This is a genomic window from Microcystis sp. LE18-22.4A (assembly GCF_027531105.1).
Classification (GTDB): Bacteria; Cyanobacteriota; Cyanobacteriia; order Cyanobacteriales; family Microcystaceae; genus Microcystis; species Microcystis aeruginosa.
In genome coordinates this window covers 1-12,701 of record NZ_JAPZRB010000181.1, presented here as the reverse complement: position 1 = coordinate 12,701, position 12,701 = coordinate 1, and the positions used below count along the sequence as shown (strand labels likewise).

Annotated in this window: 15 protein-coding genes and 1 pseudogene; 10 read left to right on the top strand and 6 right to left on the bottom strand. The window is 45.6% G+C overall.

Going from position 1 to position 12,701, the window contains the following annotated elements; translation table 11 throughout:
* Nucleotides 1–318 precede the first annotated feature (318 nt).
* Complete coding sequence (locus tag O9295_RS08000; protein ID WP_288032611.1) at nucleotides 319–600, top strand: BrnA antitoxin family protein; 282 nt, start codon at nucleotides 319–321, stop codon at nucleotides 598–600.
* Nucleotides 601–769: 169 nt separating this feature from the next.
* Here the strand turns inward: O9295_RS08000 and O9295_RS07995 are convergent, their stop codons facing one another.
* The 5 genes from O9295_RS07995 to O9295_RS07975 all read right to left on the bottom strand — a co-directional run bounded on the left by O9295_RS07995 (nucleotide 770) and on the right by O9295_RS07975 (nucleotide 3,826).
* Nucleotides 770–982, bottom strand: coding sequence for a type II toxin-antitoxin system HicB family antitoxin (locus O9295_RS07995; protein ID WP_002765615.1), 213 nt, complete (start codon nucleotides 980–982; stop codon nucleotides 770–772).
* 172 nt (nucleotides 983–1,154) lie between these two features.
* On the bottom strand, nucleotides 1,155–1,403 hold the full coding sequence (locus O9295_RS07990; protein ID WP_190718983.1) for a hypothetical protein: 249 nt from the start codon (nucleotides 1,401–1,403) through the stop codon (nucleotides 1,155–1,157).
* A gap of 3 nt (nucleotides 1,404–1,406) precedes the next feature.
* Complete coding sequence (locus O9295_RS07985; protein WP_004161490.1) at nucleotides 1,407–1,598, bottom strand: hypothetical protein; 192 nt, start codon at nucleotides 1,596–1,598, stop codon at nucleotides 1,407–1,409.
* 185 nt (nucleotides 1,599–1,783) lie between these two features.
* On the bottom strand, nucleotides 1,784–3,271 hold the full coding sequence (locus O9295_RS07980; protein WP_288032610.1) for a caspase family protein: 1,488 nt from the start codon (nucleotides 3,269–3,271) through the stop codon (nucleotides 1,784–1,786).
* A 114-nt stretch (nucleotides 3,272–3,385) separates the two neighbouring features.
* On the bottom strand, nucleotides 3,386–3,826 hold the full coding sequence (locus O9295_RS07975; RefSeq protein WP_288032609.1) for a hypothetical protein: 441 nt from the start codon (nucleotides 3,824–3,826) through the stop codon (nucleotides 3,386–3,388).
* 85 nt (nucleotides 3,827–3,911) lie between these two features.
* Here O9295_RS07975 and O9295_RS07970 point away from each other — a divergent pair, with 85 nt between their 5' ends.
* Nucleotides 3,912–4,703, top strand: coding sequence for a hypothetical protein (locus O9295_RS07970; protein WP_288032607.1), 792 nt, complete (start codon nucleotides 3,912–3,914; stop codon nucleotides 4,701–4,703).
* A gap of 67 nt (nucleotides 4,704–4,770) precedes the next feature.
* Here O9295_RS07970 and O9295_RS07965 read toward each other — a convergent pair whose 3' ends face one another.
* A complete protein-coding gene (locus O9295_RS07965; RefSeq protein ID WP_288032606.1) occupies nucleotides 4,771–5,748 on the bottom strand; it encodes a phosphate ABC transporter substrate-binding protein in 978 nt (325 codons plus the stop codon).
* A gap of 106 nt (nucleotides 5,749–5,854) precedes the next feature.
* Between O9295_RS07965 and gpmI the strand changes: the two genes are divergently transcribed.
* The 8 genes and pseudogenes from gpmI (at nucleotide 5,855) to O9295_RS07925 (ending at nucleotide 12,448) form a co-directional block, all read left to right on the top strand.
* The gene (gene gpmI, locus O9295_RS07960; RefSeq protein WP_288032605.1) at nucleotides 5,855–7,453 is read left to right on the top strand and encodes a 2,3-bisphosphoglycerate-independent phosphoglycerate mutase; all 1,599 of its coding nucleotides are present in this window, start codon (nucleotides 5,855–5,857) and stop codon (nucleotides 7,451–7,453) included.
* A 29-nt stretch (nucleotides 7,454–7,482) separates the two neighbouring features.
* Nucleotides 7,483–7,740, top strand: coding sequence for a hypothetical protein (locus tag O9295_RS07955; protein ID WP_002736285.1), 258 nt, complete (start codon nucleotides 7,483–7,485; stop codon nucleotides 7,738–7,740).
* Nucleotides 7,724–8,065 (top strand): type II toxin-antitoxin system RelE/ParE family toxin, encoded by a 342-nt coding sequence (locus O9295_RS07950; RefSeq protein ID WP_002774217.1) that lies wholly within the window; start codon nucleotides 7,724–7,726, stop codon nucleotides 8,063–8,065. The genes O9295_RS07955 and O9295_RS07950 overlap by 17 nt, the downstream gene beginning before the upstream one ends.
* Nucleotides 8,066–8,132: 67 nt before the next feature.
* The gene (secG, locus tag O9295_RS07945) at nucleotides 8,133–8,366 is read left to right on the top strand and encodes a preprotein translocase subunit SecG (protein WP_002736485.1); all 234 of its coding nucleotides are present in this window, start codon (nucleotides 8,133–8,135) and stop codon (nucleotides 8,364–8,366) included.
* Nucleotides 8,367–9,110, top strand: coding sequence for a peptidase (locus tag O9295_RS07940; RefSeq protein ID WP_288032604.1), 744 nt, complete (start codon nucleotides 8,367–8,369; stop codon nucleotides 9,108–9,110).
* Nucleotides 9,111–9,309: 199 nt separating this feature from the next.
* Nucleotides 9,310–10,038, top strand: coding sequence for a hypothetical protein (locus O9295_RS07935; RefSeq protein ID WP_045362453.1), 729 nt, complete (start codon nucleotides 9,310–9,312; stop codon nucleotides 10,036–10,038).
* Nucleotides 10,008–10,232: pseudogene (locus O9295_RS07930) on the top strand (hypothetical protein); the annotation flags it as partial. The gene O9295_RS07935 and the pseudogene O9295_RS07930, both read left to right, overlap by 31 nt.
* A 164-nt stretch (nucleotides 10,233–10,396) precedes the next feature.
* Nucleotides 10,397–12,448 carry an NAD(P)H-quinone oxidoreductase subunit 5 gene (locus O9295_RS07925; RefSeq protein WP_052278158.1) on the top strand — a complete coding sequence of 684 codons (2,052 nt, stop codon included), beginning with the start codon at nucleotides 10,397–10,399 and terminating at the stop codon, nucleotides 12,446–12,448.
* Nucleotides 12,449–12,701 lie beyond the last annotated feature (253 nt).

Genomic DNA, 12,701 nt, shown 5'->3' with positions numbered 1-12,701 from the left:
GAAATGGGGCGAAAGTCTGTGGACTCTGTGTAAGACAGTACATGGTTTTTTAACTGTGGTATGCGACGGTGGTGGAAGCAGAAACTTAAATCGTGAGGTTTAGGAATCGCCGCACTTTTAGGGCGGCGAGGATGTCAAGAATGCTGACTTTGTATATAGACAATTCTCAAAAACCGATGCTCTAAGGGAGCATCTCACCTTTGTAACCCCTAAATCAGGTTTTTATGTCAAGCTATTTTGAAAGCCTTGCTAGAAACCAGTTTTATGGATAAGTATAATTACTCACTTGCATAAATGAGATGCTCCCGAGAAAACGCTATGAGCAACCCTGAATTTTCCCTTGATATGCCTCTTAAAGAGCGACAAGAGAAATTTATGCAAATGTCCGATGAGAATATTGATTATTCAGATATTCCTCCCCTAGATGATGAATTTTTCAAGAATGCTAAACTGGTCAAACCAAATCCACAAACAGAGCAAATTAGTATCAGGTTGGATTCAGAAATCCTTGAGTGGTTTAGGAATCATGCTCAAGAAAAGAGCTATCACGACCTGATTAATAATGTATTACTAACCTACGTCAAACATCAATCCCAATAGCCGATTATCTGCCGAGTAAAGAACCTCGAAGAAGCGGTTATAAATGGCAATGATTACAAGCTCAATTGCAGCGTTTGCCTAAATTAAACCTCAAATGTCGGAGTTTTTTCAAACTCCGAAACACCTTATATGCTACAATTCACAAGCTGCGGCGAGAGAAACTTCATTATTAGGTAAATAATAGTCGTCCTTTTGGTTCAGGAATGATTCGTTCTAGTTGTTTGGCAGTTTCAATCCATTCTTGAATAACAAGTTCAGCATTTTGTACAGCTTCTTGATAGGTTTCTCCATCTGCCATACATCCTGCTAATTCTGGAACTTCAACAATAAAAGCTTGATCTTCCTCACTCCAATAAATAATTAATTCATAGCGAATTTTCATCTTTCCCTCCTAATTTATATTTTAAGATTAGATTACGAATTTGTTTGACTTGATAAGTTATGTAGGTTGGGTTGAACAGAGTGAAACCCAACAATTATAGGCTTTGTGTTGGGTTTCGTGCCTCAACCCAACCTACTACTACTGAACCAGAGAACAAAGAATCATCATAACATTATTGATCATCGGGCAAAGCTAAAATTTCATCCCCAATTAAATCAGGTAAATTTTCGGTATGAACGTGCAAGTGAGTAATTGAGCCTATTAATTCTGCCAAAATATCCCCTTTTTGGTCATCAGTTAGGCTTGGTAATTTAAGCTGACTTAGTAAGAATATAACCGCCTCGCATTCTTCACCTAATTCAGATAATAGAGTGGCCAAGGTAGAGTTGACTTTCAAGGGTTTTTCAGTGTTTGAAATCATTGCTTATTTTCCTCTGTTTAATCGCTTTTCTGCTCTAGATAAACTTTTTTCTAAACCTTTAATTTCTCTTTTCCAGTAATTAATTAAGTTTTCATCGGGGGATTCTTTTTGTTCCTCATTGGCAATTTTTTGATGATGGATCAGAATTTGATAACGAATGCTTTCAACAGATTTACGAAATTTCTTTTTTGACAAGTATTTACTCCTAACTTGCGGTGGTTAATATCTATCGTAATTATAAACCATAGATTATGTAGGGGAAAATGGCATTTACCCTCCTGGGGTGACGGTGACAGGTATCGAATCGCGGAACCCCTGATAACCTCGTGTGGAAACGATGTAGGATCGGAGTTTGAAAAAACTGCGACACGCCTTATATGCTACAGTTCACAAGCCGCAGCGCGAGGAGAGAACACAACCCCCCACCATAACATCGCCCAATCCCCCAATTTCCAAACAACACCCCCCAACGGGAGGTGTCCCTTGGGTGCTGTCGATGGTGCGTTTGTACTCCATATCATGAAATCTGAGTAATTTTTCTTTCCCCAGTTTCCGTTGACTCGCCAGCCGACTGCGTCCCCAAAACGTTCCCACGTTTTACGATTATAGTCGCCGATCGGGTTGCCTGTCTGCTTGTAGATCGCCAGTTGGACAGAAAAGCCGAACTTGCCCCCAGAGGCTGCTAACCATTCTTGGTCGATGATTCGCAAATCTTCACAGGAAAATTTCTGGGCGAAGTCAAAGTCGATTTCTTCTGCCGATCGTTTAGCGGCCGCCAGCATGAGATCCGCTGTTTTTTGATCGGCTTCTTTCCATTTCTTTTGTTGCAGGAGTTCTCGTAGCGTTGTATAGTCCACGCCAGTGGTTGAGGAGATGAGGGTCGATCTCGGTTGAATTGGCGGATTTGATGGTGTAGGTTTCGGTGGCGTAAGCACGGGGGGCGATGGGGTAACAGGGGGAGGACTGAACGGAGGAGGCGATACTGCAACGGATTGCTGTGGATTGAGATAAAACTCACCCCCTTCTAAATTCCCTTCTGTCCAAGGCTGTTGGGCCGCGTTAGTTTTTTCCTTAACTGATGTGCTGACCCGCCGAAACATCAACTGCACATCGATGTTAGGTTTCTTGATATTTTCGAGTAATGCCGAAGTAAAGGGAGAATTGCGCTGTCCCACCCCATCTGCCGCCGTATTTCCTTCCCTCGTCGCGTAGGCAATAATAATGCCAGTAGGAGGAGAAACAGCCGTCAATCCCCGGACATTGCTACTCCGACGGCTCGATCTCCACCGCCGATAAAACGGATTATCCCGACAAGCATCAATAATAATAATATTGACCTGATTTCTAGCTTCTTCCATTGCATTCAGCACCTTACCCAAAGCAACCGCCTCATAACGGGCATCTTTCTCATTCAGAAGTTGTGCCTTGAGGGGAATTAAATAATTTTCTCCTTCTACCTGTACCCCATGCCCCGCATAATAAAAGACACCCACGCCACCCTTACGCAATTGTCGGCTGAAATCGTTGATCGCTGTCTCCATCGATCGCAAATCCTGATTTTGCAACAACGTCACCTCAAAATCCAACTCCCGTAAGGCCTTCGCCATATCCGTCGCATCATTGACAGGATTAGATAATGCGCCTTCCTCATAGTTCGCATTGCCAATCACCAGGGCAAATTTAGGCTGTTTCTGCGCCACTAATCGAGGATCGATCCCCTTCAATTGCCCTTGTGGAGATGGCAAACTGAAACTCGCATCCTTCGCCAAAACAACGGTTTTAGGGGTAATATTAGCGGCAAATCCCGCAAAAGCAATGACGGTTAAACCAGTAGCAACAGAGAAAAAAATCGGTTTCAGAGGCAACATAGAACAAACTCAGCGATTTTTAAACTCAATAACAACTTACTCAATTTCTCCTATGTGAATCGTCATTTTTGCTGACGAATTCAAGAGAATCTTTTTCACTCCGTGGGGTTTATTCTAGGTGTCTTCTAACAATCGTTCTCGCCCTTGAGGACTCATGGTTGCTAGGTTGATCGTCGCTTGTCTGGGAGGATTTCCTAGCTTCAATGCTTGAAGGGGGAAATCTGGCAATATTTTACTTCCTCGGAACCTAATCGGCAGAGGCTTTCCTGTAATCCAGACATCTCCCTGAAAAGCGATCGCCTTAACTTGTGTCAACGGAACCTTTTCCGAATAACCCCCGGCCGAAAGCGTCAAACTCGTTTGATTAAAAGCCGTTAATTGCCCCGTCAGAGAAGCCCCCTGTTTCCTCGTCACCGTCGCCTTATCCGGCACCGCCACCTCCAACACCGTCCCCTGACTGCGCGCGGAACCCTGCCATCCCGCCCAATGCCCCTCATTCGCCACACCCAGCCACAGCAAAGCCAAAACGCTCCCCCGCAAAATAGTCTTCTTCACCGGATTAACCTCTCTATATCCAGATAAATAAGAAATGATAGAATCCTAACACCTCTTTTCTGCGCTCACAACTAGGCTGTTTGTCATGGCTGAACCCCAGACCACCCCCGAATACAATCCCCTCGGCAAACTCCTCGGCGTGCTGGCATTGTTAGCCGCTGGCCTGTACTTTACTGGATGGACTTATCGCTGGACTTACTTCAGCTTCTTTCAACTCGAAGTCACCACCCTTAACCTACCCGGCGAATCCTTTTATCTTGCCGCCTTTCAAACCTTTTTCAGGGAACCCCTCGCCTTCCTGAGAACCATTCTCGTTTTGAGTGTGACAGTCTTCGCTATTCTCGTCACCTTGCACTGGGGTCAAAAATGGGGCAGTAAATACCTACGAAGATTGCCCTTTACTTTTAATGAAGCCCAGACAAAGATTCTTAACTTTTTCGCCTCTCTGCTGAATGAGCTAATTATCGTCCTCTTTATCCTCACGGCCCTCTTTTGGCTGGCCCGTTGGCAAGCCCAAGCGGATGCTTGGAAAGATGCCGTCAACGAAACCTCTTCACTGCCCGTCGTCACCCTTCTGATGTCTAAAAATGCCCCTTTAGGACGCAAACTCGATAACCCCCTCGATAATCCGACTGACTTGCGGATCATCGGCGATCGCAAAGCCTCCGTTCGCCTCCTTGGTGAAGAACTCACCGACCTCAGCGACCCCAACAAACCCAGAGTTTGGCGACTTCTTCTCAAAGGAGACGGTTATGCCTATATTTTCCCCGCCTTACCGAAAAAAGCTCCCAGGTTGACCATTCCCGTGGCGATCGTTTATGAAAAAGATAATGGTGTTCAGCTAACCATTCTCAATGCTTCCCCGTCTCCACAGTAAAATAGGCAATGCTCACCCTAGTCATGCAAGGCGTAAAATTTCCCAGATTTTCAGATATTCTCGCTAACTACTTTTGTAGGTCTTCATTGGCCCGAAAAATCGCTTCTTGACCACCACTAGAGGACACAAAACCCATAAAAGCTTTGACTGCTTCACTAGCAGGTTCTTTGTAAACGTAGTAAAGGGTACGCTGCCAGGGATAATTAGGTTCACTGGCTGAAATTCCGTCCACAGCGAGCGCCCTGACGGTTTTTTGGTTGGCAATTTGGCTATAGGTTGCGTAACTAATGCCATTCAGTCCCAAAACTCGCAAAATTGGGGTGGTGGCATCCCTATCCATCATTTTAAAATTAGTTCCCGTACCAAATTCCCCCCCTTGCAGCACTTCCTGACGAAAACTTTGATAAGTGCCACTAATAGGAGGACGATTAATCACTTGAATAGTAGCAGCAGAACCGCCCACCTCCGACCAAGAGGTGATTTTTCCGGTAAAAATATCTTTAACTTGGGCAGTGGTTAACCCCCCCGCAAAGGGGTTTTTTACTCCCACCACAATAGCGATCGCATCTCGAACGATCGGACTAGAAGCCAATCCCTGAGAGCGTTCCGACTCGGTTAAAGGTCGTGACACCGCCGCAATATCGATCGCCCCCCGGGCCACTTCCTCTAATCCCTTATCAGATCCTTGAGCATTTGTCAAGACTTCTACCCCCTGAAATTTGGCCGTTAAAGCGGCTTTTAAGGCTTGATTAATCTGTACCATACTGGTAGAGCCGTTAATGCGAATTGTCGTGCCACTGGGGATAGAAGTCGGTGGGGCAAAACTGACCACTCCCTGGGGTGAAGGGGGAGGGGGTAGGGGAGAGGAGGCACTTCCCGATGTTGGGGATTTTTGCGGACTTTTACTGCTGCCACAGAGAAAGAATTCTTGACCCGCAGCACATTGACTTTGTAGCCAGAAGTAACCCCCACCTAAAATGCCCGCAGTGGCTAAAAGAGCGATTATTAAAGCAGTTGTTTCGTTTTTTTGAGACATACCCATCATTTGCTGACATTAGGGGGTCGATCACCTCGACACCAGTGATCAATTGAAGTTTCGATGATATTATCTTAGTGCATGGAAATCCACTCTTAATTTAGGACTGTATATCATGACCCACGCACCTATATCCCCAGTCGTACTGGTTATCCTTGATGGTTGGGGTTATCGCCCGCAAAGGTCGGATAATGCGATCGCAATGGCGAAAACCCCGATTATGGATAGTCTCTGGGAAGTGTATCCCCACACCTTAATCCGCACCTCCGCTAAGGATGTGGGACTACCAGAAGGACAGATGGGCAACTCGGAAGTTGGCCACCTGAATATCGGAGCGGGGCGAGTTGTACCACAGGAGTTAGTACGAATTTCCGATGCGATCGAAGATGGTTCGATTCAACAAAATCAGGCTTTATTAAAACTCTGCGCCGAGATTCGCCCCAAAAAAAGCAAATTACACCTGATTGGTTTATGTTCCGAGGGGGGAGTCCATTCCCATCTCGATCACTTACTGGGATTATTAGACTTAGCGAAAGTGCAAGGGATTAGCGATGTCTGCATTCATGTCATCACCGATGGTCGCGATACTAATGTCACCGACGGAATGCTCGCTATTAAACGGATTCAAGAACATATTAATAAAATTAAACTCGGTCGCATGGTGACTCTCAGTGGCCGTTATTATGCCATGGATCGGGATCGCCGTTGGGATCGGGTGGAAAAAGCCTATAACGTGATGACCAGTGATCAAGGTATCGACGGGCGATCGATTACTGAAGTATTACAGGCATTTTATGATCAAAATATTACCGATGAATTTATTCCCCCCACCAGAATTGCACCGGGGGCGATCGAAGCGGGCGATGGGGTGATATTCTATAATTTCCGTCCCGATCGAGCTAGACAGTTATGTTATGCCCTGACTATGCCCGATTTTGAAGATTTCGATCGAGATTTAATTTCTCCGCTTAGTTTTGTTACTTTCACCCAATACGATCCGAAATTACCGGTAGATGTGGCCTTTGCTCCCCAGAATTTAAATAATATTTTAGGACAGGTGATCGCTCAACAGGGATTAAAACAGTTTCGTTGTGCGGAAACCGAAAAATATCCCCACGTCACCTACTTTTTTAATGGGGGGTTAGAAAAACCCTTTGAGGGAGAAGTACGCGAATTAATTCCTAGTCCAAAAGTCGCCACCTATGACCAAGCTCCGGCCATGTCGGCAGCCGCGGTGACAACAGCGGTCTCTGCGGCGATCGAACAGGGGATCTATAGTCTGGTGGTAGTCAATTACGCTAACCCCGATATGGTGGGTCATACGGGCATTTTAGACGCGGCCATGAAAGCAGTGGAAACGGTGGATCTATGCTTGGCTAAGTTGTTAAGTAGCGTCAATAAATTGGGGGGAACAGTGTTAATCACCGCGGACCACGGTAACGCGGAAACGATGGTGGATGAGTCGGGTAATCCTTGGACGGCCCACACGACTAATCCCGTTCCTTTAATTTTAATTGAAGGGGAAGGGAGAAAAATACCCGGCCACGGTGGCGATGTGCGGCTGCGGGATGATGGTCGTTTAGCCGATATTGCCCCCACTATCCTGGAAATTCTCTCTATTCCCGTCCCAGTAGAAATGACCGGGCGATCGCTGATTAAACCGGCCGAAGTGGAAATTAAAGCCAGTCGCACTCCCGTCCGCATCTCGCTTTAACGAGTAAAAAGTCAATAAAGGGGAATTTTATGCTGAAAACCATCGAAGGTGTTTATCGAGATGGACAAATACACCTAACCGAGTTACCCAATGATATTAGCGATCGCTCACAAGTGCTGGTGACTTTTCTCGATCAAATCGATCCTAGTAAGCTCAGACAACTGATGGAGTATTTAGAGAGCATTGAGGGGATTCAGCAAGGTTTTGAGGAGATAAACTCCGGTAAAACCCGTCCTCTTGCCGATTTTGCCCAAGAAATGGCCGAAAAATATGGTATTTCAGGTTGAAATTACCCCAACTGCCACGGCACAGATCGAAAAAGCCTATCGCTGGTATCGAGGTTATAATGCCGAGTTTGCTGACCGTTGGTTTCGAGGATTAATGAATGCTATTGCGACTCTGCAAGAGAAACCAACTCGTTGTGCTTTAGCGCTCGAACAGACGATTTTTCTACCCAAAGAAGTCCGACAACTTTTTTATGGGAAAGGCAAAAATGTCTATCGAGTGCTTTTTACAATTAGAGATAGTACGGTTTATGTGTTATATGTTCGCCATAGCGCCCAAGCACCACTAACACTTGAGGATATAGAGGATGAAGAGGACTCCAGTTGATAACTAATTCAAAGCTGACGGCTTGATAACTGCTATACTTTGTAATGGAAAATAGAGAGTAATAATCATGACAGTGGTGCTGGTAGTACAGATTATTTGGGCGCTGGCGGCGGCCTTTCTGGCGATTTTGGTGTTATTACACAGTCCCAAAGGGGATGGTATTGGCGGTATTGGCGGCCAATCACAGATTTTTACCAGCGCAAAAACGGCGGAAAAAACCTTAAATCAGGTGACTTGGGCGTTGGGGACGGTATTTATCACCCTAACTATTGTACTGAGCGCTGGCTGGTTAAATCGCTAAATGCTAAGAGGTCGGTTCTCTTTTCTAGGACTCGCAGCCTTGGCGAGTCTTTTGCTGTTTTCCTATTCTTTGATCGCCGACAGTCGGTCGCTACCGGAGTTAAAAACCCATCCTTTACCCGCTAATTTAGCCCAATGGCAAGAGCAAAACCAGTCCGGGGATTATTTTGATGCTGTGGAAATCAGTCCCGTGGGGGCGTTGATTTGGTCGCAATTTCCCGTGAAGATTTATATTCAGAGCGATCGCAGTTCGTGGCTGAGTTTAGTACAACAGGCGATCGCTGAATGGGGGCAGTATTTGCCGATCGAGTTGGTAAATCGGGCAGAATTGGCCGATATCCTCATTAAACGGGAGTTACCGCCGTCGGGAGTCCGTTTTAATGCCGAAACGGGTAAGTTAGAACTGCCTCGGGTGCGTTCTGCCATAACACAATACGAGATTTTTGTCAAGGAAAATCGCCTAACTCATCGGATGAGTATCCAGATTAGTCCTAATTTAGCCGAGCGGTCGGCCTTAGCGGCAGCGCGGCACGAATTAGGTCACGCTTTGGGAATTTGGGGTCATAGTCCCCTAGAGACGGATGTGATGTATTTCGCTCAAACTAGAGATATTCCACCGATTTCTAGCCGGGATATTAACACTTTAAAAAAGGTTTATCAGCAGCCAACTCAGTTAGGTTGGCAGATGAATCAGCTGCTCAATAGTGAGGTACAAAGTTTTCGTTTTCGGGAGACAGGAGACTAAGAGGAGAAAAAAGACAACAGACGACTAAAATATCTGTATAACCTCTGATTATGTCAAATTTATCTAGTATTTTAGATATTCTGATCTGATAGCAGCTCAAGAGCTTACTTTTGCCAGAAGTCTAATAGCCAAATGTTCTGGGAATATTTTGTGCTATAACAGACGGGTTACTTTAACTATCCTGAGTACAGAAAGAATCATGTTTAAACAGACTAAAATCCTCGGTTTAACGATTTTAGCTTCAGTTTTCAGCTTTACGCTCTCCTCAGCTAAAGCGGCTACTGTTCAGTTTAACACCCAGGGAAATATCACCGGCATTAAAGATCTAGTCGTCAATAATTCTTCCTACAATGTTAATTTTGTTCAGGATACTTTTAGCAATTTATTCGGCAATCCCTCTAATTTAAATCTGCAACCCACCTTTTGGCTAAATGCTCAGGGTGCAGAAGCGGCACGGAATGCCATTGATAATGTCCTAACAACGACTTATCCCGCTTTAATTGCTTTAGGTGAGACGCAAAACACAGGGAATTATGTTATTCCGCAACAATCTGCCTTCTTGGGTTTGAGTGTCATTGATAGCCAAGGCAATTTTACTTATCCTTCTGATTTGTTTGGTGCTGTCCTGGGAAATTATGGATCGTATTATGCAGGTCGTAAATGGCAGGAACACTTGGCGCAGATGTATCAATACGGAGGAATGTGCGCTTGCACGATAAGTTACAATATTGATCCCGATATATATGGAATCGCTATTGATGCAACCCGTACCTTTGCGCTTTTTTCTCCTAATCAGGCTCCGGTTTCTGTTACTACAGCAGCAACCATTCCGGAATCTGATAATCTGATGGGTGTCATCGCAATAGGCTTATCTATTTTCTTTTTCTTTCCCCAAAAATTCAATTTACCGAAGCATCACAAGGTTTAGAAGTGAGCGTTTCCGGCAATACCAACAGCATCCAAGTGGGGTTAAATCCGCGACTAGCGATCGCCCAAATTCAAGGCAGTTTTTTATCCCGTTATCTTGGTAGCGAGGCGATCGTGGCGATAATTTCCTTTTCTGCTGGTTTAATCGTTTCCTTGCTTTCGTGGCTATTCGATAATTTTGCCGCTTCTCCCTAAAAATTACCGTCCCGCTCGCTAAACTGCCAAATTGATAAGATCCTTTGACCTTTCGCCGCCCTATTGAGCAAAACTAGGTATAAACACTTTCTTAAGAATTAACCTATGTCACAATAGATGAAGATAAACCAAATAGTGTGAAGTTGTAAACTAGGTATTACTGAATGGAACCGCTTTATCAGTACGCGTGGCTAGTTCCCGTCCTGCCTTTGGTAGGCGCTACCCTAGTCGGCGCGGGCTTAATTTCCTTTAATGAAGTCACCAATCGTCTGCGACAGGTGAATGCTGTATTGATCATTTCTACCCTCGGCGCGTCGATGGTGCTGTCTTTTGCGCTGTTGTGGAGTCAAATCAATGGACACGCTCCCTACAACCAAATGATCGATTGGGCATCGGCGGGTAACTTTCACCTGAAAATGGGTTATACGATCGATCACCTCAGCGCTTTAATGTCGGTTATCGTCACCACCGTGGCCTTTTTGGTGATGATTTATACCGATGGTTACATGGCCCATGACCCCGGTTATGTGCGTTTTTACGCCTATCTGAGCATTTTTAGCAGTTCTATGCTCGGTTTGGTCATTAGTCCCAACCTCGTCCAGATCTACGTTTTCTGGGAATTGGTGGGGATGTGTTCCTATCTGCTAGTAGGTTTCTGGTTCACTCGTCCGGCGGCCGCCGAGGCCTGTCAAAAAGCCTTTGTTACCAACCGCGTCGGCGATTTTGGCTTATTACTAGGAATGCTGGGTCTTTTCTGGGCTACCGGCAGCTTCGAGTTTGATATCATGGGTGAACGTCTAGAGGAATTAGTCTCTTCTGGAGCCATTGCCGGCAGTTTAGCAGCATTATTCGCCGTTTTAGTCTTCCTTGGACCCGTGGCCAAATCAGCCCAATTTCCCCTTCATGTCTGGCTACCGGATGCCATGGAAGGTCCGACCCCGATTTCGGCCCTGATTCACGCCGCCACGATGGTGGCCGCCGGAGTTTTCCTGATTGCTCGGATGTATCCCGTTTTTGAGCCAATTCCCACGGCGATGACGGTAATTGCTTGGACGGGGGCCTTTACTGCCTTCCTAGGGGCAAGTATCGCCCTCACCCAGAATGATATCAAAAAGGGTTTAGCCTATTCCACCATCTCCCAATTGGGTTATATGGTTATGGCTATGGGTATCGGCGCTTATAGTGCGGGATTATTCCACCTGATGACCCACGCTTATTTTAAAGCGATGTTGTTCCTCGGTTCTGGTTCGGTCATCCACGGTATGGAGGATGTGGTCGGTCATGAGCCGGTTTTAGCGCAAGATATGCGGATGATGGGCGGTTTACGCAAGTATATGCCCATTACTGCCCTAACTTTCCTGGTGGGAACTCTGGCCATCTGTGGGATTCCTCCCTTCGCTGGTTTCTGGTCGAAGGATGAAATTCTCGGTTTAGCTTTTGAGGCGAACCCGTCCTTATGGTTAATCGGTTGGGCCACTGCGGGTTTAACAGCTTTTTATATGTTCCGGATGTACTTTAACACTTTTGAAGGGGAGTTTAGAGGCACTAATAAGGAGATTAAACGCCGACTGTTAGCCAATGCGGGTGCGATTCCCGCTTTTGGACCGGGGGCAATGAATGTTAAGCAATTAGACTCGGAAGCACAGGAAGAAGACAACCACGGCCATCATGCCCATGAACCCCACGAATCGCCAATTACTATGACTTTACCTCTAATGATTTTAGCGGTTCCTTCTTTGTTAATCGGTTTGGTGGGTAAACCTTGGCAGAATTTCTTCGAGGGTTTTATTCATGTTCCTAACGAAGTGGTGGAAGAAGTTCATGCTTTTGATTGGACAGAGTTTCTGATTATGGCGGGTAATTCGGTGGGGATTGCTTTAATCGGGATTACTGTCGCTTCTTTGATGTATCTCCAGAAGAAAATTGACCCCGCAACTATTGCCGAAAAATTCCCCGTTTTGTATCGTTTTTCCCTGAACAAATGGTACATTGATAATCTGTATGATCGAGTTTTCGTCCAGGGTTGTCGTCGTCTCGCGCGGCAAATTATGGAAGTGGATTATCGCGTTATCGATGGGGCAGTGAATTTAACTGGTTTAGCTACTCTTGTCAGTGGTGAAGGTCTCAAATACCTCGAAAATGGTCGCGCCCAATTCTACGCTTTAATTGTCTTTGCCGCAGTTTTGGGTTTAGTAATTGTCTATAGTCTGGTGTAGATTTTTAATCGGTTGACTAAAGATTTTTAGGGGCGCAAAGCCCCTTTTTTCAGCTTTAAGTCACTCTTTTTAAGGATAATTTAGGGGGAGCAAACTTTTTCAGCAAACCCTATTTAGGGGCTGCTGAAAAAGCTTTTCTGGGGGCAGGGTGTGGGGTGTGGGGTGTGGGGTGTGGGGTTTGATCGATTTTCAGGTGGTCAACTACCTAATTTTCAGGGAAAAAGTACCTGAATTTTCCCCCCTATCCCCGCAA